The organism is Klebsiella sp. PCX, from assembly GCF_021869705.1.
GTDB lineage: Bacteria > Pseudomonadota > Gammaproteobacteria > Enterobacterales > Enterobacteriaceae > Klebsiella > Klebsiella quasipneumoniae.
On sequence record NZ_CP091527.1, the window covers coordinates 4,333,136 to 4,354,787 of the forward strand.

General features: G+C 59.4%; 21 protein-coding genes. 8 read left to right on the top strand and 13 right to left on the bottom strand.

The window, feature by feature from the left end:
* Nucleotides 1–4 precede the first annotated feature (4 nt).
* The 5 genes from lysS to xerD all read right to left on the bottom strand — a co-directional run bounded on the left by lysS (nt 5) and on the right by xerD (nt 6,087).
* Nucleotides 5–1,522 carry a lysine--tRNA ligase gene (lysS, locus tag GQR96_RS20650; protein WP_002916299.1) on the bottom strand — a complete coding sequence of 506 codons (1,518 nt, stop codon included), beginning with the start codon at nt 1,520–1,522 and terminating at the stop codon, nt 5–7.
* A gap of 9 nt (nt 1,523–1,531) precedes the next feature.
* Nucleotides 1,532–2,630 (bottom strand): peptide chain release factor 2 gene (prfB, locus tag GQR96_RS20655; RefSeq protein WP_095858446.1). Its coding sequence is split into 2 segments (ribosomal slippage): nt 1,532–2,554 and nt 2,556–2,630, totalling 1,098 coding nucleotides; the frame shifts between segments, so codons are not numbered across the junction.
* Nucleotides 2,631–2,715: 85 nt separating this feature from the next.
* Nucleotides 2,716–4,449, bottom strand: a complete 1,734-nt coding sequence (gene recJ, locus GQR96_RS20660; protein ID WP_004205327.1) for a single-stranded-DNA-specific exonuclease RecJ — start codon at nt 4,447–4,449, stop codon at nt 2,716–2,718.
* A 5-nt stretch (nt 4,450–4,454) separates the two neighbouring features.
* Nucleotides 4,455–5,168, bottom strand: a complete 714-nt coding sequence (gene dsbC / locus GQR96_RS20665) for a bifunctional protein-disulfide isomerase/oxidoreductase DsbC (RefSeq protein ID WP_002916301.1) — start codon at nt 5,166–5,168, stop codon at nt 4,455–4,457.
* A gap of 22 nt (nt 5,169–5,190) precedes the next feature.
* Nucleotides 5,191–6,087: a site-specific tyrosine recombinase XerD gene (xerD, locus tag GQR96_RS20670; RefSeq protein ID WP_004144729.1), complete on the bottom strand. Its 897-nt coding sequence runs from the start codon at nt 6,085–6,087 to the stop codon at nt 5,191–5,193.
* A 100-nt stretch (nt 6,088–6,187) separates the two neighbouring features.
* Here xerD and fldB point away from each other — a divergent pair, with 100 nt between their 5' ends.
* The gene (gene fldB, locus GQR96_RS20675; protein ID WP_004205324.1) at nt 6,188–6,709 is read left to right on the top strand and encodes a flavodoxin FldB; all 522 of its coding nucleotides are present in this window, start codon (nt 6,188–6,190) and stop codon (nt 6,707–6,709) included.
* Nucleotides 6,710–6,715: 6 nt separating this feature from the next.
* Here the strand turns inward: fldB and GQR96_RS20680 are convergent, their stop codons facing one another.
* Both GQR96_RS20680 and sdhE read right to left on the bottom strand, forming a co-directional pair.
* Entirely contained in the window at nt 6,716–7,126 is a 411-nt protein-coding gene (locus GQR96_RS20680; protein ID WP_004205323.1) for a protein YgfX, read from the bottom strand.
* Complete coding sequence (gene sdhE, locus GQR96_RS20685) at nt 7,107–7,373, bottom strand: FAD assembly factor SdhE (RefSeq protein WP_002916312.1); 267 nt, start codon at nt 7,371–7,373, stop codon at nt 7,107–7,109. Before sdhE ends, GQR96_RS20680 begins: the two co-directional genes overlap by 20 nt.
* A gap of 245 nt (nt 7,374–7,618) precedes the next feature.
* On the opposite strand from sdhE, the gene ygfZ reads away from it, so the two are divergent.
* Entirely contained in the window at nt 7,619–8,602 is a 984-nt protein-coding gene (gene ygfZ, locus GQR96_RS20690; protein WP_049116109.1) for a tRNA-modifying protein YgfZ, read from the top strand.
* A 156-nt stretch (nt 8,603–8,758) separates the two neighbouring features.
* Here ygfZ and GQR96_RS20695 read toward each other — a convergent pair whose 3' ends face one another.
* Both GQR96_RS20695 and yqfB read right to left on the bottom strand, forming a co-directional pair.
* Nucleotides 8,759–9,418: a PAQR family membrane homeostasis protein TrhA gene (locus tag GQR96_RS20695; protein ID WP_004205319.1), complete on the bottom strand. Its 660-nt coding sequence runs from the start codon at nt 9,416–9,418 to the stop codon at nt 8,759–8,761.
* 162 nt (nt 9,419–9,580) lie between these two features.
* On the bottom strand, nt 9,581–9,892 hold the full coding sequence (gene yqfB / locus GQR96_RS20700) for a N(4)-acetylcytidine aminohydrolase (RefSeq protein ID WP_004205318.1): 312 nt from the start codon (nt 9,890–9,892) through the stop codon (nt 9,581–9,583).
* A 49-nt stretch (nt 9,893–9,941) separates the two neighbouring features.
* Between yqfB and GQR96_RS20705 the strand changes: the two genes are divergently transcribed.
* The 6 genes from GQR96_RS20705 (at nt 9,942) to GQR96_RS20730 (ending at nt 15,871) form a co-directional block, all read left to right on the top strand.
* A complete protein-coding gene (locus tag GQR96_RS20705) occupies nt 9,942–10,670 on the top strand; it encodes a MurR/RpiR family transcriptional regulator (RefSeq protein ID WP_004205316.1) in 729 nt (242 codons plus the stop codon).
* A 118-nt stretch (nt 10,671–10,788) separates the two neighbouring features.
* Entirely contained in the window at nt 10,789–12,222 is a 1,434-nt protein-coding gene (gene bglA / locus GQR96_RS20710) for a 6-phospho-beta-glucosidase BglA (protein ID WP_004205314.1), read from the top strand.
* A 124-nt stretch (nt 12,223–12,346) separates the two neighbouring features.
* On the top strand, nt 12,347–12,706 hold the full coding sequence (locus GQR96_RS20715) for a hypothetical protein (protein ID WP_017899797.1): 360 nt from the start codon (nt 12,347–12,349) through the stop codon (nt 12,704–12,706).
* Between the two features lie 49 nt (nt 12,707–12,755).
* Nucleotides 12,756–14,765, top strand: coding sequence for a protein-disulfide reductase DsbD family protein (locus GQR96_RS20720; RefSeq protein WP_101991327.1), 2,010 nt, complete (start codon nt 12,756–12,758; stop codon nt 14,763–14,765).
* Between the two features lies 1 nt (nt 14,766).
* On the top strand, nt 14,767–15,378 hold the full coding sequence (locus tag GQR96_RS20725) for a DsbA family protein (protein WP_004205309.1): 612 nt from the start codon (nt 14,767–14,769) through the stop codon (nt 15,376–15,378).
* Complete coding sequence (locus tag GQR96_RS20730; protein WP_004205308.1) at nt 15,368–15,871, top strand: protein disulfide oxidoreductase; 504 nt, start codon at nt 15,368–15,370, stop codon at nt 15,869–15,871. Before GQR96_RS20725 ends, GQR96_RS20730 begins: the two co-directional genes overlap by 11 nt.
* Before the next feature lie 194 nt (nt 15,872–16,065).
* On the opposite strand, the gene GQR96_RS20735 is transcribed toward GQR96_RS20730, so the two are convergent.
* The 4 genes from GQR96_RS20735 to gcvT all read right to left on the bottom strand — a co-directional run bounded on the left by GQR96_RS20735 (nt 16,066) and on the right by gcvT (nt 21,398).
* On the bottom strand, nt 16,066–16,809 hold the full coding sequence (locus GQR96_RS20735; RefSeq protein ID WP_004205307.1) for an SDR family oxidoreductase: 744 nt from the start codon (nt 16,807–16,809) through the stop codon (nt 16,066–16,068).
* Between the two features lie 61 nt (nt 16,810–16,870).
* Entirely contained in the window at nt 16,871–19,744 is a 2,874-nt protein-coding gene (gcvP, locus tag GQR96_RS20740) for an aminomethyl-transferring glycine dehydrogenase (protein WP_004205305.1), read from the bottom strand.
* A 145-nt stretch (nt 19,745–19,889) separates the two neighbouring features.
* On the bottom strand, nt 19,890–20,279 hold the full coding sequence (gcvH, locus tag GQR96_RS20745) for a glycine cleavage system protein GcvH (protein ID WP_002916479.1): 390 nt from the start codon (nt 20,277–20,279) through the stop codon (nt 19,890–19,892).
* Between the two features lie 24 nt (nt 20,280–20,303).
* Nucleotides 20,304–21,398, bottom strand: coding sequence for a glycine cleavage system aminomethyltransferase GcvT (gene gcvT, locus GQR96_RS20750; RefSeq protein WP_004205303.1), 1,095 nt, complete (start codon nt 21,396–21,398; stop codon nt 20,304–20,306).
* Between the last annotated feature and the right edge of the window lie 254 nt (nt 21,399–21,652).

Consider the following 21,652-nt stretch of genomic DNA (forward strand, 5'->3'; position numbering starts at 1 on the left):
GCGATTATTTCTGCGGACGCATTGCCGGGAAGAGGATCACGTCGCGGATGGTGTGGCTGTTAGTGAACAACATCACCATGCGGTCGATACCAATACCCAGACCGGCGGTCGGCGGCAGGCCGTGCTCCAGCGCGGTCACGTAGTCTTCATCGTAGAACATTGCTTCGTCGTCGCCTGCGGCTTTCGCATCAACCTGATCCTGGAAGCGCTGCGCCTGGTCTTCGGCGTCGTTCAACTCGCTAAAGCCGTTACCGATCTCACGGCCGCCAATGAAGAATTCAAAGCGGTCGGTGATTTCCGGGTTCACGTCGTTACGGCGTGCCAGCGGAGAAACTTCCGCCGGGTATTCGGTGATGAAGGTTGGCTGGATCAGGTGCGCTTCCGCCACTTCTTCGAAGATCTCGGTCACGATACGGCCCAGACCCCAGCTCTTCTCCACTTTGATGCCGATAGATTCAGCGATCGCTTTCGCGGAATCGAAGTTATCCAGATCCGCCATCTCGGTTTCCGGACGGTATTTCTTGATCGCTTCGCGCATGGTCAGTTTTTCAAACGGCTTGCCGAAGTCGAACACCTGGTCGCCGTAAGGCACTTCGGTGTTGCCGAGGATGTCCTGCGCCAGGGTGCGGAACAGGGATTCGGTCAGCTCGATCAGATCTTTGTAATCCGCATAAGCCATGTAGAGTTCCATCATGGTGAACTCTGGGTTATGACGAACGGAGATCCCTTCGTTACGGAAGTTACGGTTGATCTCGAAGACGCGTTCGAAGCCGCCCACCACCAGACGCTTGAGGTACAGTTCCGGCGCGATACGCAGGTACATGTCCAGATCCAGCGCGTTATGATGGGTGATAAACGGACGCGCGGAGGCGCCGCCCGGGATCACCTGCATCATCGGGGTTTCTACTTCCATAAAGCCGCGGCCAACCATGAACTGACGGATGCCCGCCAGGATCTGCGAACGCACTTTGAAGGTCTTGCGCGATTCATCGTTGGAGATCAGGTCGAGGTAACGCTGACGATAGCGCGCTTCCTGATCCTGCAGGCCATGGAACTTGTCCGGTAACGGGCGCAGGGCTTTGGTCAGCAGACGCAGCTCGGTGCAGTGGATAGACAACTCACCGGTTTTGGTCTTGAACAGCTTACCGCGGGCGGCAATGATGTCGCCGAGGTCCCATTTTTTGAACTGGTCGTTGTAAACGCCTTCCGCCAGATCGTCACGCGCCACGTACAGCTGGATGCGGCCGCCAACGTCCTGCAGGGTGACGAAGGACGCTTTACCCATGATACGACGGGTCATCATGCGGCCAGCCACGGCCACTTCAACGTTCAGCGCTTCCAGCTCTTCGTTTTCTTTGCCATCGAAGTCAGCGTGCAGTTGGTCAGAGGTATGGTCACGACGGAAATCGTTCGGGAAAGCGACGCCCTGCTCACGCAGCGCAGCCAGCTTCTCGCGACGGGTTTTCAGTTCATTATTAAGGTCAATTGCCGCGTCAGCGCCCTGTGCTTGTTGTTCAGACATGTTGGTTCCTCATAACCCTGCTTTCAAACTTGCTTCGATAAATTGGTCCAGGCTGCCGTCGAGCACCGCCTGAGTGTTGCGGGTTTCCACCCCGGTACGCAGATCTTTAATACGCGAGTCATCCAACACGTAAGAGCGGATCTGGCTGCCCCAGCCGATATCGGACTTGTTGTCTTCCATCGCCTGCTTCTCGGCATTTTTCTTCTGCATCTCCAGCTCATAAAGCTTCGCTTTCATCTGCTTCATGGCCTGGTCTTTGTTTTTGTGCTGCGAACGGTCGTTCTGGCACTGCGTTACCAACCCGGTCGGGATGTGGGTAATACGCACCGCGGATTCTGTACGGTTAACGTGCTGCCCACCGGCGCCGGAGGCGCGGTATACGTCAATGCGCAGGTCGGCCGGGTTAATTTCGATATCGATATCGTCTTCGACTTCCGGGTAAACGAACGCGGAGCTGAAGGAGGTATGACGGCGGCCGCCGGAATCGAACGGGCTCTTACGCACCAGACGATGAACGCCGGTTTCGGTACGCAGCCAGCCGTAGGCGTAATCACCAATGATCTTGATGGTCACGGATTTAATCCCTGCGACTTCACCTTCGGATTCTTCGATGATTTCGGTCTTAAAGCCGCGCGCTTCCGCCCAGCGCAGGTACATGCGCATCAGCATGCTGGCCCAGTCCTGGGCTTCGGTGCCGCCGGAACCGGCCTGAATATCAAGGTAGCAATCGGCGCTGTCGTATTCGCCGGAGAACATGCGGCGGAACTCAAGCTGCGCCAGCTTCTCTTCCAGGGTATCCAGCTCAGCGACGGCTTCGTTGAAGGTCTCTTCGTCGTCCGCTTCCACGGCCAGATCCAGCAGGCCGGCAACGTCTTCCAGCCCCTGGGACATCTGATCCAGGGTATCTACGATGGCTTCCAGGGAAGAACGCTCTTTACCCAGCGCCTGAGCGCGTTCAGGTTCGTTCCAGACGTCCGGCTGTTCCAGCTCGGCGTTTACTTCTTCGAGACGCTCTTTCTTGGCATCGTAGTCAAAGATACCCCCTAAGAACGTCGGAGCGCTCCGTGAGGTCCTGAATGCGGTTTTTTACCGGATTTATTTCAAACATGGTCGGTTTCTTTTAATGGATTTGTCAAAATGCGGTGATAAGAGCGGAATTCTACCGGATTCGCGCCCTTATTCATACACTGTTGTCAATTTGGCCAGAGGTGGTCGATGATCAGCTGCAGGCTGCGGTTGCCGCGGAACTCATTGATGTCGAGCTTGTAGGCTAACTGGACTTCGCGCACGCCGTTGTCGGGCCATATGGAAGTATCCACGTTGAAGGCGATACCGTCCAGCAGAGGGCCGCCGTCAACTGGCTCGACCATCACCTTCAGGTGACGCTCGCCCACCAGCCGCTGCTGCAGCAGACGGAAACGGCCGTCAAAGAGTGGTTCCGGGAACATCTGTCCCCACGGCCCGGCGTCGCGCAGCATCTGCGCTACTTCCATGCTCATCTCCGCCGCCGTCAGCGGGCCGTCGGAGACCACCTCGCCCTGCAACAGCGCAGGATCCAGCCACTCGGTCACCAGCTCGCCGAAGCGCTGCTGAAACTCCTCAAAGCGCGCCTCTTCCAGCGATAATCCTGCCGCCATCGCGTGGCCGCCGAACTTCAGGATCAGCCCCGGATAGAGCGTATCAAGGCGCTCCAGCGCATCGCGCATATGCAGCCCCTGAATGGAGCGGCCAGAGCCTTTCAGCGTGCCGTCGCCGGTGGGCGCAAAGGCGATCACCGGCCGGTGGAAACGTTCCTTAATTCGCGAGGCGAGGATGCCGACCACCCCCTGGTGCCACTGCGGATGGTACATCGCCAGCCCGCCGGGCAGGGTGTCGCTACTGCGTTCCAGCTGTTGACACAGGGTCAACGCTTCCGCCTGCATCCCCTGCTCGATCTCTTTGCGCGTCTGGTTGAGCGCGTCAAGCTCGTTGGCTAACACGCGCGCTTCGCCGATGTTATCGCACAGCAGCAGCGCGACGCCGACCGACATGTCGTCCAGACGTCCTGCCGCGTTCAGGCGCGGCCCGAGGGCAAAACCGAGGTCGCTGGCCGCCAGCTTTTGCGGATCGCGGTTGGCAATCTCCAGCAGCGCCTTAATGCCGGGCCGGCACTTGCCGGCGCGAATGCGGCTTAACCCCTGCCAGGTGAGAATACGGTTGTTAGCATCCAGCGGCACGACGTCGGCAACGGTGCCAAGCGCCACCAAATCCAGCAGCTCGGCAAGGTTCGGCGCGGCGATGCCGCGGGCGTCGAACCAGCCGTTATCACGCAGAAAGGTGCGCAGCGCCAGCATCAGATAGAACGCCACTCCCACCCCGGCCAGCGATTTCGATGGGAAGTCGCAATCGCGCAGGTTAGGGTTAACGATGGCCTCCGCCGCCGGCAGCGTCTCCCCCGGCAGGTGGTGATCGGTCACCAGCACCGGGATCCCCAGCGCATGGGCATGATCGACGCCGGCATGGGACGAGATCCCATTGTCGACGGTCATGATCATCTGCGCGCCGCGGGCGTGAGCCTGATCGACCACTTCCGGGCTTAAGCCGTAGCCGTCTTCAAAACGGTTCGGCACCAGGTAGGAGACGTTGCCGTAGCCCAGCGCGCGCAGGGCCAGCACGCTGAGCGCGGTGCTGGTGGCGCCGTCGGCGTCAAAATCGCCGACCACGACAATGTGCAGCCCTTTCTGGAATGCGTCGTGCAGCATCCCGACCGCTTTTTCAACGCCGGTGAGCTGTGTCCAGGGGAGCATGCCTTTGACGCTGCGCTCCAGCTCCTGGGCGCTGCGCACCCCGCGGCTGGCATACAGCCGCTGCAGCAGCGGCGGCAGATCGGCGGGTAAATCGACGCCGTCAACCGCCTCGCGGCGGCGTAGTTGTATCTGTTGTTTCACGCGAATCAGTTACCGCTTGTCTGTTTTTTATGCTCGTCGAGGAACGCCTTCAGCTCTTTCGGCCCCTGATAGCCCGGCAGCACCATGCCGTTGCTGAGGACCATCGCCGGGGTGCCGTTGACGCCCATCTGCACGCCGAGGGTGTAATGTTTGGCGATATCCACGCTGCAGCTCGCCGGCTGCACGCCCTTGCCGTTCATGGCGTCATCCAGCGCTTTGTTGCGATCTTTCGCGCACCAGATGGCCTTCATGTCCTGCTCCGCCTGGCTCTGCAGCCCCTGGCGCGGGAAGGCCAGGTAGCGCACGGTGATCCCCAGCGCGTTGTAGTCGCTCATTTGCTCATGCAGCTTGTGGCAATAACCGCAGGTGATGTCGGTAAAGACGGTAATGACGTGCTGCTCCTTCGGCGCTTTGTAGACAATCATTTCGTTGCTCAGCGCGTTCAGCTTCCCCAGCAGCAGCTGGTTAGTGACGTTGACCGGCTGCGCGCCGCTCACGTCGTACATCGGCCCCTGGATGATGTGCTTGCCATCGTCGGTGACATACAGCACGCCGCTGTCGGTCAGCACCGTGCTCATCCCGGAAACCGGCGACGGTTGAATATCGGTGCTCTGTACACCCAGCTTCGCCAGCGACTGTTTAATTGCCGCGCTATCGGCATGCGCCGCCCCGGAAAGGGAAGCCGCCAGCAGGGTGAACATCAATAAACCTTTTTTCATACTCAGTCCTTTTATTCAGCACTCACGCCCGCGGGTGGTGCTGTTGATGAAGTTGTCGCAGACGCTCGGTCGCCACGTGGGTGTAAATCTGCGTGGTGGAGAGATCGCTGTGTCCTAACAGCATCTGCACCACGCGCAGGTCGGCGCCATGATTGAGCAAATGCGTGGCGAACGCATGGCGCAACACGTGCGGGGAGAGCTTTTCGCTGTCGATCCCCGCCAGCACGGCATAGTGTTTAATCCGGTGCCAGAAGGTCTGGCGCGTCATCTGCTGGGCGCGCTGACTGGGAAATAAGACATCCGACGCCACGCCGTTCAGCAGCCAGGGGCGACCATACTCGAGGTAATTTTCCACCCACAGTACCGCCTCTTCCCCCAGCGGCACCAGCCGCTCTTTGTTGCCTTTCCCCACCACCCGCAGCACGCCCTGTCGCAGGCTGATGTCGCTCATCGTCAGCCCCACCAGCTCCGAAACGCGCAGGCCGGTGGCATACAGCACCTCCAGCATCGCTTTATCGCGCAATTCCAGCGGCTGCTCCACCAGCGGGGCCTGCAGCAGACGCTCAACCTGCGCCTCACTGAGATCCTTCGGCAGCCGCTGCGGCAGCTTTGGCGAGGCCAGCAGCGCGCTGGGGTCGTCCGGGCGAATTTTTTCCCGGTACAGATGCTGGAAGAAACGACGCACAGCGCTCAGCAGGCGCGCGGTGCTGGTGGCTTTATAGCCGCCGGACTGCCGCTCGGCCAGCAGCGCCTGCAGGTCGTCGCTGCCGACGCTTGCCAGCGACAGACCGCGATGGTGCAGCCACTCCACGAGCATCGTCAAATCACGACGATAGGCGCTGAGCGTATTCTCCGCCAGGTTGCGCTCCAGCCAAAGGGCATCGAGAAACTGTTCGATTAGTGCCAGATCCTGTTTCACATCGGCCTCTTTGTTCGTTAAACGCTCTCATTATGCCTTAAGAGGACGCCTTTCTGGTACACTGCCCGCCATTCACGGCAAGAATCGAGATGTTTACGCGATGAATATAGGTCTGTTTTACGGCTCCAGTACCTGCTATACCGAAATGGCCGCGGAGAAAATCCGCGATATCATCGGCCCCGAGCTGGTGACGCTGCACAATCTGAAAGATGACTCCCCCGCGCTGATGAGCCAGTACGACGTACTGATCCTCGGCATCCCGACCTGGGATTTCGGCGAAATTCAGGAAGACTGGGAAGCGGTCTGGGACCAGCTGGACACCCTGGACCTGGAGGGCAAAATCGTCGCGCTCTACGGCATGGGCGATCAGTTGGGCTACGGCGAATGGTTCCTTGACGCGCTGGGCATGCTGCATGACAAGCTGGCGACCAAAGGCGTGAAGTTTGTCGGCTACTGGCCAACCGAAGGCTATGAGTTCACCAGCCCGAAACCGGTGATCGCGGATGGCCAACTGTTCGTTGGCCTGGCGCTGGATGAAACCAACCAGTACGACCTGAGCGACGAGCGCATCCAGAGCTGGTGCGAGCAGATCCTCGGCGAAATGGCCGAACACTTCTCCTGACGCGGCTTACTCCTGCGCCGGTTTTTGCAGCACCAGCCGGCGCAGATCGCGCCACTCTCCGGCGTCCATGCTGTCCGCCGCCAGCCAAAGATGCTGTCCGCGCCGGGTATCGACATGGCGCAAACGCAGCAGCATACCGCTATTGATAACCCACGGCGTCCCGAGGATCTCCCAGTCGGCGTTTTGCCAGCGCAGCCGGGAATCGGTGAGCAGTTTTATCTCCCCGCGACGGGCATGGATCCGTCGCTGGCTGCGCACACAGTCAAAGACCACCAGCGACAGCAGCAGCAGCCAGATCGGGGTGTAGCTTAACGGCCAGGGAACCAGCAGCACCAGCGCCGCCACAACGCCGTGGAGCAGCAGAGAAAACCACTGCGCGCGCCAGGAGATACGGAGATCAGATTGCCACAGGACCACGTTCCCGATTCCGTGTCTGAATTAAGGTTACCATCCGCTGCAGCTCCGCATCGGCCGGTTTGCCATGGTTCATCAGCCAGTTGAATAGATCCGGATCGTCATTTTCCAGCAGGCGAATGAACAGCTGTTTGTCAGCGTCGCTGAGGGTATCGTACTCATACTCAAAGAACGGCATGATGGAGATGTCGAGTTCGCGCATCCCGCGGCGGCATGCCCAGTGGATACGAGCTTTATTGTTAATGTCCATGTTGACCTTCCAGCAGCAAAATATTGGTTAGTTTAACCCGTTTTCTGCCGTAACTTTACAGGAATATCGCTGAATGCGAGCATCCTTCCATAAAAACCATAAAATAATGATGGGCTTATTGTTTTCCCACGCCGGGCCTTCACCAAACGTCAGCGCACAAATGGCCTGTTGAAAGCACTTGCAATGCACTATAGCTCTTTTACCATTGGTCACACACACTGCGTTAAGCGATTCAGGATATGACTATGGCTTTTACACCTTTTCCTCCGCGTCAGCCTTCCTCTTCCGCTCGTCTGCCGTTAACGCTGATGACCCTGGATGACTGGGCGCTGGCGACGATTAGCGGGCCAGACAGCGAAAAATACCTGCAGGGGCAGATTACCGCCGATGTGAGCAGTCTCACCGATGCTCAGCATCTGCTTGCCGCCCACTGTGACGCCAAAGGCAAGATGTGGAGCAACCTGCGCGTATTCCGTCGCGACGGCGGCTTCGCGTGGATTGAACGCCGCAGCCTGCGCGACGCGCAGCTGACGGAGCTGAAAAAATATGCCGTCTTCTCCAAAGTCACCATCGCCGCCAACGACGATCTGGTTCTGCTGGGGGTGGCCGGCTTCCAGGCGCGCGCCGCGCTGGCGCCGCTGTTCGCCGCTCTGCCCGACGCCGCCACTCCGGCGGTCAGCGAAGGCGCCACCAGCCTGCTGTGGTTTGAACACCCGGGCGAGCGCTTCCTGCTGGTGACCGATGTCGACACCGCCAATCGGGTGACGGACGCGCTGCGCGGCGAAGCGCAGCTCAACAACAGCCAGCAGTGGCTGGCGCTGAATATTGAAGCCGGTCTGCCGGTTATCGACAGCGCCAACAGCGGGCAGTTCATTCCGCAGGCCACCAACCTGCAGGCGCTGGGCGGCATCAGCTTCAAAAAAGGCTGCTACACAGGTCAGGAGATGGTGGCGCGGGCGAAATTCCGCGGCGCCAATAAGCGCGCGCTGTGGACGCTGTCAGGTACCGCCAGCCGGGTGCCGGAAGCCGGGGAAGACCTGGAGCTGAAGATGGGCGACAACTGGCGCCGCACCGGTACGGTGCTTGCGGCGGTTCAGCTGGATGATGGCCAGTTGCTGGTGCAGGTGGTGATGAATAACGATATGGAGCCGGACAGCATCTTCCGCGTGCGCGACGATGCCGGAAGCCTGCGCATCGAACCGCTGCCCTATTCGCTGGAAGACGTGTAATTAAGCGTTATGACTCCCGGCTTGCGGCGCTTTCGCCTTAGCCGGGCTACCCGGCCGCAGTATATTGTAGCCACGGTAAGCGTAGCGCCACCGTGGAATTTCCAGGCCGTAGCGTATTGTAGCCACGGTAAGCGCAGCGCCACCGTGGAATGTTTATCAGGACTGGCCGATGTAAAGATAGATCGCCAGGAAGTGACACACGCTGCCGCCGAGCACGAAGCCGTGCCAGATAGCGTGGTTATAGGGAATACGTTTGCAGACGTAGAAGATGACCCCCAGTGAGTACACCACCCCGCCAACCGCCAGCAGCGTTACGCCACCCACCGCCAGCTTCACCGCCAGCTGATAGACCACGATAAGCGACAGCCAGCCCATCGTCAGATAGGTCACCAGCGACAGAATTTTAAAGCGGTGCGCGATGGTCAGCTTAAACAGGATCCCCAGCAGCGCCAGGCTCCAGATGACGATCATCAGCCCCTTCGCCAGCGGAGAGTTCAGCCCCACCAGCAAAAACGGCGTATAGGTCCCGGCGATTAACAAGTAGATAGCGCAGTGGTCGAATTTCTTCAGCCACTGTTTCGCCCGCTGATGCGGGATCGCGTGATAGAGCGTGGAGGCGAGGAACAGCATAATCATGCTGCCGCCGTACAGGCTGTAGCTGGTGATCGCCGTCGCGCTGGCGTTGGTGTCCACCGCCTGCACCAGCAATAGCACGAGCCCGACGATACCGAACACCAGCCCGATCCCGTGGCTGATGCTGTTGGCAACTTCCTCTGCCAGAGAATATCCCTGAGTGATTAATGGTTTGCGCACCATATTGGACTCCTGAAAACAAGAACGCTTTCATTGCTCACTTAGGGTAACTGAGAATGATTCCAGTGAACACCTGTTAGCTAAAATAAAAAGATGTATATTTGTAAATACATTAAAATCAAACTGTTACATTATTATTTCAACTCACAGTTGTTCCTGCTTATCTTAAAGCGTTTTGAATTCAATGACATAAAACTGGCTCTCGCCAGGATAGATGTCGCTGATGACCTGCCGCAGCTGCCCCAGGGTCATATTCTCCTGTTGAGCATGCTGTTCGGTCAGCGTGTCGAGGGTCACTGTCGAGGTCGCGGTCACGGCGATGGTGCAAAAATAGCCGTCGTCTTCATAGCGCCCAACGCGCAGCACATCGCCGACCTTAAAGTGCGACTCCGCCGCATCGCGAATAGTAATGGTTTTGCGCCCGGCGAGGATGTCGTTCTGAAAACGCTGAAAAAAGGTAATGTCATTGGCCTGCATGATATAATTCCGTCCTGGTCATTATGAATTGTGAGTTCGCCCTGTGAGTATGTTCTCCCACGCCGCTGTCGCCAGTCTCAATAATCTTGAGATGATGGTCTACCACTACGTCATAAAGAATCGCGACAAAGTGATGTACATGACCATCCGCGAACTGGCCGAAGCCGCCGGCGTCTCCACCACCACCGTGTTGCGCTTCTGCCGCAAACTGCAGTGCGAGGGCTACTCTGAATTTCGCGTACGTTTTAAATTATATCTTGAGCAGAACGAGCCTCAACAGGCAAATATCGGCGCCAGTGAAATCATGAGCTTTTTTAAAAGCGTTAATAATGACGAGTTCGATGGGTTACTAGACCAGGCCGTCGATATTATTCTCGCCTCAGAACGTATTATTTTTGTCGGCGCGGGCACCTCGGGCGCGCTGGCGAAATACGGCGCCCGTTTCTTCTCCAACGTCGGGAAATTTAGCAACCATATTGACGACCCCTATTTTCCGGTGACCAACGATATGGCCCGCAACGCGCTGGCGATCGTGCTTTCCGTCTCCGGCGAAACAGAAGAGATCCTGCGTTTCGCCAGCCAGTTCAGCCTGCATCATTGCAAGGTGATGTCGATTACCAGTCACGAGCATTCGCGGCTGGCCAAACTGGCCGATTTCAATCTCTCCTGGCACGTCCCGCAGACCCGCATTGGCGGCGTCTACGATATTACCACGCAAATTCCAGTGATCTATATTCTCGAATCGCTCGGGCGTAAATTAGCGCGCAAAATCAGCTAAAAATAACAGCCTGTTTTTTTGATGTAACATATTACCTTTGGCGGAATTTGTTATATCGTGACATTCAATTTCACTTTGCTAGACTCGAGCGCAATAGTTATTAGAGAGATTAGCCAGGATGAAAAAATTAACCCTTCCGAAAGATTTTTTATGGGGCGGCGCGGTTGCCGCGCATCAGGTTGAAGGCGGCTGGGATCAGGGCGGCAAAGGCCCCAGCATCTGCGACGTGCTGACCGGCGGGGCGCACGGCGTGCCGCGTGAAATCACCCACCAGGTGGAAGCCGGCAAATATTACCCCAACCACCAAGCGGTCGATTTCTACGGCCGCTACAAAGAAGACATCAAACTGTTCGCCGAGATGGGCTTCAAATGCTTCCGCACCTCCATCGCCTGGACCCGCATCTTCCCGCAGGGTGACGAAACCCAGCCGAATGAAGAGGGACTGAAGTTCTACGACGACATGTTCGACGAGCTGCTGAAATACAACATCGAGCCGGTGATCACCCTCTCCCACTTCGAGATGCCCCTGCACCTGGTGCAGCAGTACGGCGGCTGGACCAACCGCAAAGTGGTCGATTTCTTTGTGCGCTTTGCCGAAGTGGTTTTCGAGCGCTATAAGCACAAAGTGAAATACTGGATGACCTTCAACGAGATCAACAACCAGCGCAACTGGCGCGCGCCGCTGTTCGGCTACTGCTGCTCCGGGGTGGTCTATACCGAGCATGACAATCCGGAAGAGACCATGTACCAGGTGCTGCACCATCAGTTCGTCGCCAGCGCGCTGGCGGTGAAAGCGGCGCGGCGCATCAACCCGGACATGCAGGTCGGCTGCATGCTGGCGATGGTCGCCCTCTACCCTTACTCCTGCAAACCGGAAGATGTCATGTTTGCCCAGGAGTCGATGCGCGAGCGCTACGTCTTTACCGACGTCCAACTGCGCGGTTACTACCCGAGCTATGTGCTGAATGAGTGGGAGCGCCGCGGCTTCAACATCAAGATGGAAGATGGCGATGCGCAGATCCTGCGCGAAGGCACTTGCGCTTACCTCGGCTTCAGCTACTACATGACCAACGCGGTGAAAGCCGAAGGCGGCACCGGCGACGCCATTTCCGGCTTCGAAGGCAGCGTGCCGAACCCGCACGTCAAAGCCTCCGACTGGGGCTGGCAGATTGACCCGGTCGGTCTGCGCTATTCCCTGTGTGAACTGTATGAGCGCTACCAGAAGCCGCTGTTTATCGTCGAGAACGGCTTTGGCGCCTACGATAAAGTCGAAGCCGACGGCAGCATCAACGATGACTACCGCATCGACTATCTGCGCGCCCACATCGAAGAGATGATCAAAGCGGTCACTTATGACGGCGTCGATCTGATGGGCTATACCCCATGGGGCTGCATCGACTGCGTCTCCTTCACTACCGGGCAGTACAGCAAACGCTACGGCTTCATCTACGTCAACAAACACGACGACGGCACCGGCGACATGTCCCGCTCGCGCAAGAAGAGCTTTAACTGGTACAAAGAAGTCATCGCCAGCAACGGCGAGAATCTGTAATTGACCGCCCTCTCCCGGCCGGGAGAGGGCAAATCGCTTATCTGCCAGACACTTCTTTACAGCTTTACCATTGCCAAAACGCGTTCGCCCGATAAGATAGGCCTCGTGAATATTTGAGGCGCTCATGATTAAGCGACAACGCAAAGCCATTCTTTTTGTCCTCCTGGCCTGTCTGGTGGTGCTGGTCTGCACCGCCCAGCGAATGGCCGGGATGCACGCGCTGGTCATGAACCTCACCGCCGACAGCCCGTCACTACAGCAAACCCAGGATAAAGCCGACGCGCCGGTCACGCCGTGCGAACTCAGCGCCAAGTCGCTGATGGCCGTCCCGCCGATGCTGTTTGAAGGGGCGCTGTTGGCTATCACCCTGCTGCTGGCGGTGCTGGCGGCGATCCCGCCGCGTATCGAGCGCCAGTGGCCTCCCCGCGTTATCTCCCCGCCCCGATTGCGGGTGCATCTGCGATTATGCGTCTTCCGTGAGTGACTGATTTTCCTGACAGTTCAGGTTAATTCATCATTTATGGAGCAAATTTATGTCTATGTTATTCAGGCGACTACTGGTCTGCCTGCTTTGGCTATGGCTGCCCGTCAGTCAGGCCGCCGACAGCGGCTGGCTACGCGCCGCCGACAATCAACACGCCAGCGTCCGCCTGCGGGCGCAAACCGAGAGCAATGGCGATACCCGCCTGCTTTTAGACGTGGCGCTGGAAAAGGGCTGGAAAACCTACTGGCGCTCGCCGGGGGAAGGCGGCATCGCGCCGGCTATCGCCTGGCACACGCCGCTGGAGGTTGACTGGCGCTGGCCGACGCCGCAGCGCTTCGACGTCGCGGGCATTTCCACTCAGGGCTATCACGGTGACGTCAGCTTCCCGATGACGCTGCGCGGGAAGTTACCACCGACGCTCAGCGGCGTACTGACGTTATCCACCTGCAGCAATGTCTGCATTCTTACTGACTATCCCTTTTCGCTGGATATGACGGCCCCGCCAGGGGAGGGTTTTGGCTACGATTTCACCCGCGCGGTGGGCACGCTGCCGCTGGGCGATGGTCTGACTTCGCAGCTGACCGCCAGCTACGTCAGCGGCAAACTGACGGTGACCGCTCGCCGCGATGCCGGCTGGCAGCAGCCAGCGCTGTTTATCGACAGCATGGAGGATGTCGATTTCGGCAAGCCGAGCTTTACCAGCCGCGGCGATACGCTGACCGCCACCATACCGGTCACCGATAGCTGGGGCGAAGCGGCACCGGATCTGCGCGGTAAAACCTTGTCGCTGGTGCTGGCGGATAGCGGCCAGGCGCAGGAAAGCCAGATCGCCATCAGCGCCGGCAGCGCCGCGCCGGAGCTGACGTTAGGCTGGGTGCTGCTGATGGCGTTGGCCGGGGGGCTTATCCTCAATGTGATGCCTTGCGTGCTGCCAGTGCTGGCCATGAAGCTCGGCTCGCTGGTGCAAACCGAACATCGCGAACGCGGCGCGGTACGCCGACAGTTCCTCGCCTCGGCGTGCGGGATCGTCGTCTCGTTCCTGGCGCTGGCGCTGATGATGACCGCGCTACGCCTGGGTAATCAGGCGCTCGGCTGGGGGATCCAGTTCCAGAGCCCGTGGTTTATCGGCGCCATGGCGCTGGTGATGATCCTGTTCAGCGCCAGTCTGCTGGGGCTGTTCGAAATCCGCCTCTCCTCCAGCGCCAGTACCTTCCTCGCCACCCGCGGCGGCAACGGCTTAATGGGCCATTTCTGGCAGGGCGCCTTCGCCACCCTGCTGGCGACCCCCTGCACCGCGCCGTTCCTTGGCACCGCCGTGTCGGTGGCGCTGGTGGCGCCTCTGCCGCTGCTGTGGGGCATTTTCTTCGCCATGGGGATCGGCATGAGCCTGCCGTGGCTGCTGATCGTTGCCTGGCCGGGGCTGGCGCAACGACTGCCACGTCCCGGCCGCTGGATGAATCATCTGCGCGTACTGCTGGGGCTAATGATGCTTGGTTCAGCGCTATGGCTGGTCAGCCTGCTGACGATCCACATCGGCCGTACGCCGGTGCTTACCTTGCTGGTAATTCTGGCCATCGCCCTGCTGCTGGCCACCGCCTGGCGCTACCGCTGGCGGACGGCGCTGCGCGCGGGCGCCCTGGCCATCGTGGTGGCGGGCGCCGTCGCCTTAGTCTCCCGATCTGACGGCGAGGGCCCGCGCCGCGACCGGGTTAACTGGCAGCCGCTCAGCGAGCAGGCTATCGCCAGCGCCCTGGCGGAACATAAGCGGGTGTTTATTGATGTCACCGCCGACTGGTGCGTGACCTGTAAAGCCAATAAATACAACGTGCTGCTGCGCGATGACGTCCAGCAGGCGCTGTTAGCGCCGGACGTGGTCGCCCTGCGCGGCGACTGGAGCCGACCCTCCGCCACGATTAGTCAGTTTTTAACCACTCGCGGCAGCGCTGCGGTGCCGTTTAACCAGATTTACGGACCGGGATTGCCGCAGGGAGAGATCCTGCCTGCGCTGTTAGATCGCGAACACCTTCTCGCCACCCTGTCCGTCGCCCAAGGAAAATAACATGAGAGCTATCACCGCCTTATTGCTGCTGTGCATATCCGCCTTCAGCTTCGCCGCCCCGGCGGAAGAACCACAAGCAAACGCTAATGACCAGCTGGCGCAGCTGCTGTTTAACGATCCGAACAGCCCGCGCACCGGCGCGAATGCGCCAAAACTGACGATCGTCTCGTTTACCGATTACAACTGCCCTTACTGCAAACAGTTTGATCCGCTGCTGGAAAAAATCGTCCACGATAACCCGGACATTCAGCTGATCGTTAAGCTGCTGCCGTTCAAGGGGCAAAGTTCGGTCAATGCCGCCAAAGCGGCGCTATCGACCTGGCGCCAGCAGCCCGATAAGTTCTGGGCGCTGCATCAGCGGCTGATGGCGAAAAAAGGCTATCACGATGACGCCAGCATCGCCGCGGCGCAGAAGAAAACCGCCACCGATAGTGTAAATATCGATGACAAGACCATGGATTCGCTGAAGATGAACCTGATTTTGTCGCAGGTGCTGAATATTCAGGGCACCCCGGCGACCATCATCGGCGATCAGATGGTGGCCGGCGCGATCCCTGCTGATGAGCTGGAGGGGCTGGTGAAAGAGCAGCTGGCGAAAGCCCGTGGCCAGTAAAATCAGGCGCTGGCTGCGCGAGCTGGCGGTGTGGCTGCTGATTGGCGCGGCGGTGAGCCTGGCGGTGGATTATTTTCGCCAGCCCGCGCTGCCGCAAAACGTCAGCGCCACATCGCTGCACGCCCTCGACGGCAGGACGGTGGATCTGAACGCCATGAGCCAGCAAAAGCCGCTGCTGCTGTACGTTTGGGCCACCTGGTGCGGAGTTTGTCGCTACACCACGCCGTCGGTGGCATCGCTTGCCGCCGACGGCGGCAATGTGCTGACGGTGGCCCTGCGCTCCGGCGATAACGCCGCGCTGGAGACGTGGCTTGCCAGAAAGAAACTGACGCTGCCGACGGTAAATGACCCGAGCGGCCAGCTGGCGCGGCAGTGGGATATTCGGGTGACGCCAACGCTGGTGGTGATTTATCGAGGCGAGGTGAAGTCGGTTACCACCGGCTGGACCAGCAGTTGGGGAATGCGCCTGCGGCTGTGGCTGGCCTCCTGGTAGGCCGCCGGGTTACCCGGCTCGCGCTGCGCTTAGCCGGGCTACGGGTACTGAGGCTGTGGCCGGCCTCCTGTTAGACCGTCGGGCTTTAGCGGTTTTTATGCCGGGTGGCGGCTACGCCTTACCCGGCCTACCATTCGGCTTTGACCCCGTAGGGCCGGCAAGCGCAGCGCCGCCGGGCAATAGACATCTACGGGTTATTTCCCGCCCGCCAGTTCAAGGAAGCTACCCGTTACATAGGACGCTTTGTCGCTCAGCAGCCAGGCAATGGCCTGAGCGACCTCTTCCGGCTGGCCGCCGCGCCGCATCGGTAGCGAACCTTTCACTCGATCCACGCGCCCCGGTTCACCGCCGGAGGCGTGCATTTCGGTATAAATCAGCCCCGGACGGACGCCGTTGACCCGGATCCCCTGCGCCGCCACCTCCAGCGCCAGCCCGGTGGTCAGGGTATCTACCGCCCCTTTCGACGCGGCATAGTCAACGTACTCCCCCGGCGCGCCCAGGCGCGAGGCCGCCGACGACACGTTAACTATCGCCCCGCCCTTACCGCCATGCCGATGCGCCATGCGCTTGACCGCCTCGCGGCAGCAGAGGAAATAGCCGGTGACGTTGGTCGCCAGCACGCGGTTAATGCGCTCGGCGCTCAGGCTCTCCACCGTACACTGGGTAAAGAGGATCCCGGCGTTGTTGACCAGCGCCGTCAGCGGCTCGCCCATGCGGTCAATCGCCTCAAACATCGCCATCACCTGCGCTTCATCGCTGATGTCCGCCCGCAGCGCCGTGGCTTTGCCGCCAGACGCCAAAATGGTATTCACCACCTCGGTGGCGGCGTTAATGTTGTGATGGTAATTGACCGCCACGGTATACCCTTCCTGCGCCAGCAGCAGCGCCGTCGCCCGGCCTATTCCGCGGCTCGCGCCGCTTATCAGAGCGATTCCCATACCTTCCCTCCAAAAAATAAAGGCGCCGCAGCGCCTTTAAAAGTATAGATAATACGCAAACTTACTGGTATTCGCTCATCGGTACGCAGGAGCAGAACAGGTTGCGGTCGCCGTACACATCGTCCAGACGCTTCACCGTCGGCCAGTATTTGTTGTGCAGACCCGCCGGGAATACCGCCAGCTCGCGGCTGTACGGATGGTTCCACTCGCCCACCAGCTCGCCCTGGGTGTGCGGTGCGTTCGCCAGCGGGTTGTCTTCCAGCGGCCATTCACCGGCTTTGACGCGGTCGATTTCCGCGCGGATCGCCAGCATCGCGTCGATAAAGCGGTCCAGCTCCACTTTGCTTTCCGATTCCGTCGGCTCAACCATCAGCGTACCCGCTACCGGGAAGGACATGGTTGGCGCATGGAAGCCAAAGTCGATCAGACGCTTGGCGATATCCAGTTCGCTAATGCCGGTCTCTTCTTTCAGCGGACGAATATCGAGAATACATTCGTGCGCCACGCGACCATCGCGACCGGTGTAGAGCACCGGGTAGGCGTCTTTCAGACGGGTAGCGATGTAGTTGGCGTTAAGGATCGCGTTCTGGCTCGCCTGCTTCAGCCCTTCCGCGCCCATCATGCGAATATACATCCAGCTGATCGGCAGGATGGACGCGCTGCCGAACGGCGCGGCGGAAACCGCGCCCTGACGGGTCAACATCCCTTCAATCTGCACCACGCTGTGACCCGGCACGAACGGCGCCAGGTGCGCTTTCACGCCGATTGGGCCCATACCCGGGCCGCCGCCGCCGTGCGGAATGCAGAACGTTTTATGCAGGTTGAGGTGCGAAACGTCGGCGCCGATATAGCCCGGAGAGGTGATCCCGACCTGGGCGTTCATGTTAGCGCCGTCAAGGTAAACCTGGCCGCCGAACTGGTGCACGATCTCGCACACTTCGCGAATGGTCTCTTCATATACGCCGTGGGTCGACGGATAGGTGACCATGATGCAGGAGAGATTCGCCCCCGCCTGCTCTGCTTTTTCACGCAGGTCAGCGAGATCGATATTGCCGTTTTTGTCGCACGCAACCACCACCACCTGCATACCCGCCATCTGCGCGGAAGCCGGGTTGGTGCCGTGCGCGGAGCTTGGGATCAGGCAGATATCGCGATGGCCTTCGTTGCGGCTCTCGTGATAGTGGCGAATCGCCAGCAGGCCAGCATATTCGCCCTGCGCGCCGGAGTTCGGCTGCATGCAGACGGCGTCATAGCCGGTCAGTTTCACCAGCCAGTCGGAGAGCTGGGCGATCATCTGGTGATACCCTTCCGCCTGCTCGACCGGGCAGAACGGGTGCAGCTCGGCAAATTCCGGCCAGGTGATCGGGATCATCTCCGCCGCGGCGTTCAGCTTCATGGTGCAGGAACCCAGCGGGATCATCGCCTGGTTCAGCGCCAGATCTTTACGCTCCAGGGCGTGCATGTAGCGCATCATCTCGGTCTCGCTGTGGTAGCGGTTGAACACCGGATGGGTGAGGATCGCATCGTCGCGCAGCATCGCCGCCGGGATGGAACGGCTGTCCAGCGCCACGTCTTTATCCAGGGTATCGATATCCAGACCATGATCGTCGCCGACGATGGCGCGGAACAGGTTGAGCACGTCTTCGCGGGTGGTTGCTTCGTCGAGCGTAATGCCCACCGCGCCGTGAATATCGCTGCGCAGGTTAATCTGCAGGGCTTCGGCACGCGCCAGCACCGCGGCTTTATCCGCCACTTCCACGCACAGGGTGTCGAAGTAGTGCGCATGGCGCAGCTTCAGCCCTTTCTTCTGCAGGCCGTCGGCCAGAATGTCGGTCAGGCGATGAATGCGGCCTGCGATACGTTTCAGACCCGCCGGGCCGTGGAAAACCGCGTACAAGCTGGCGATGTTGGCCAGCAGCACCTGCGAGGTACAAATGTTGGAGTTCGCTTTCTCGCGGCGGATGTGCTGTTCGCGAGTCTGCATCGCCATGCGCAGCGCGGTGTTACCCGCCGCATCTTTCGATACGCCGATAATCCGGCCCGGCATGGAGCGTTTGAATTCATCTTTCGCTGCGAAGAAGGCCGCGTGCGGGCCGCCGTAGCCCATCGGCACGCCGAAGCGTTGGGCGGAGCCGAAGACGATATCCGCGCCCTGCTTGCCCGGCGCCGTCAGCAGCACCAGCGCCATAAAGTCGGCGGCGACGCTGACTATCACTTTGCGCGCTTTCAGCTCGGCGATTAGTTTGCTGTAATCGTGGATTTCGCCGGTGGTGCCCACCTGCTGCAGCAGCACACCGAAGACATCCTGGTGATCGAGCACTTTGTCGGCGTCATCGACGATCACGTCGAAGCCGAAGGTTTCCGCACGGGTGCGCACCACGTCCAGGGTTTGCGGATGGACATCGGCGGCAACGAAGAAGCGGTTGGCGTTTTTCAGTTTGCTGACGCGTTTGGCCATCGCCATCGCTTCGGCGGCGGCGGTCGCTTCATCGAGCAGCGAAGCGGAAGCGATATCCAGCCCGGTGAGATCGAGAGTGACCTGCTGGAAGTTGAGCAGCGATTCCAGGCGGCCCTGGGAGACTTCCGGCTGGTAAGGGGTATAGGCGGTATACCAGCCCGGATTTTCCAGCATGTTGCGCTGAATAACCGGCGGCAGCTGCACGGCGGTGTAGCCCATGCCGATGTAAGACTTGAAGCGCTTGTTGCGACCGGCGATCGCCTTCAGCTCTGCCAGCGCGGCGAATTCGGTTGTCGCGTCGCCCACCTGCGGTGGGGTCGCCAGCTGGATATCCTGCGGCACAATCTGGCCGATCAGGGCGTTAAGCGAATCCGCGCCGACGGTCTTCAGCATCTCTTGCTGCTGCTGAGCGTCCGGGCCAATGTGACGTTCAATAAAGGCGTCGCGGTTTTCAAGCTGACTTAAAGTCTGAGTCATGAGCGATGGTTCCTGAAACGTGCGGTGAATCGTGATTGTCTGACTGGTTTGCCCGGCAAGCGCTGATGCTTACCGGGCCGGAATACGCAAAATCATTCGCGCGGCAGGAAGCCAACGCCCCTGCAGCGTGAAGGATGACGCGTATTTATTCGTCTTCTAACAGAGCTTCATACGCGGCGGCATCCAGCAGCGCGGCAACCTGCGCTTCGTCGCTGGCTTTGATCTTGAAGATCCAGCCGTCGGTGTACGGGTCGCTGTTGACCAGTTCCGGCGAGTCGTTCAGCTCTTCGTTAACGGCAACGATTTCACCGCTAATCGGGGCATAAATATCGGAAGCCGCTTTCACGGATTCGGCAACCGCGCAATCGGCACCCGCTTCGACGGTGGCGCCCACTTCCGGCAGATCAACGAATACCATATCGCCCAGCAGCTCCTGCGCATGCTCGGTGATCCCGACGGTATAGGTGCCGTCCGCTTCTTTACGCAGCCATTCGTGTTCTTTGCTGTATTTCAGTTCTGCTGGTACGTTGCTCATCAATTCATCTCCAAAAAAGGTAAATCACACAATGGCTTTGCCATTGCGTACAAAACCAGGTTTAGTCACTTTTACCGGCATTTCACGGTTACGAATTTGCACCACCGCGGTGTCGCCAATCCCGGCCGGCACGCGAGCCAGCGCGATGCTGTAGCCCAGCGTCGGCGAGAAGGTGCCGCTGGTGATAATGCCTTCTTTTTGGTTACCGTCGCTATCGGTAAAACGCACCGGCAGGCCGCCGCGCAGGACGCCTTTCTCAGTCATCACCAGGCCAACCAGCTGTTCGGTGCCCTTTTCACGCTGCATCTCCAGCGCTTCGCGACCGATAAAGTTACGATCCGCCGGTTCCCAGGCGATAGTCCAGCCCATATTCGCCGCCAGCGGAGAGACGCCTTCGTCCATCTCCTGGCCATACAGGTTCATTCCGGCCTCCAGGCGCAGGGTATCGCGCGCGCCGAGACCGCATGGCTTAACGCCAGCGTCCAGCAGACCGCGCCAGAAATCCGCCGCCTGCTCGTTCGGCATGGCGATTTCATAGCCCGCTTCGCCGGTATAGCCTGTGGTGGCGATAAACAGCTCGCCGGCCTGCACGCCGAAGAACGGCTTCATACCTTCCACGGCCTGACGCTGCGCGTCGGTAAAAAGCGTCGCCGCCTTCGCTTTCGCCTGCGGACCCTGGACCGCGATCAGCGACAGATCGTCGCGGACGATGATTTCGAGGCCGTAGGGTTCAGCTTGTTCGGAAATCCAGGCGAGGTCTTTTTCGCGGGTGGCGGAGTTAACAACGAGGCGGAAATAATCTTCAGAGAGGAAATAGACAATCAGGTCGTCGATGACGCCGGCGGAGGCGGTCAGCATGCCGGTGTAGAGCGCTTTGCCCGGGGTGGTGAGCTTCGCCACGTCGTTGGCCAGCAAATAGCGCAAGAACTCTCTGGTCCGGCTGCCGTGGAAATCAACGATGGTCATATGCGACACATCGAACATGCCTGCGTCGCCGCGCACCGCATGGTGCTCATCAATCTGGGATCCGTAATGCAGCGGCATCATCCAGCCATGGAAATCCACCATGCGCGCGCCGCACAGCGTGTGTTGTTCATACAACGGAGTCTGTTGAGCCATCTTTTCCTCATCGAATAAAAACGGAACCAGCCACAAGATTGTCGGCGATTTTTCGCCACGAAATCGGGTGTCGGCATCGCTGACGAACGCCGACGCAAACGTTCTCTTTTGCCTGAACTTACCACCGAACCCGGCACTAAACCATAAGCTCATTCAGGGCATCACATTAGCTTATGACTAAAATCCGCCGAAAAGCCTACAGAGTTATTGACTGGAAAAAAGCGATTTATGCCACATAAAATTAACATTAAGGC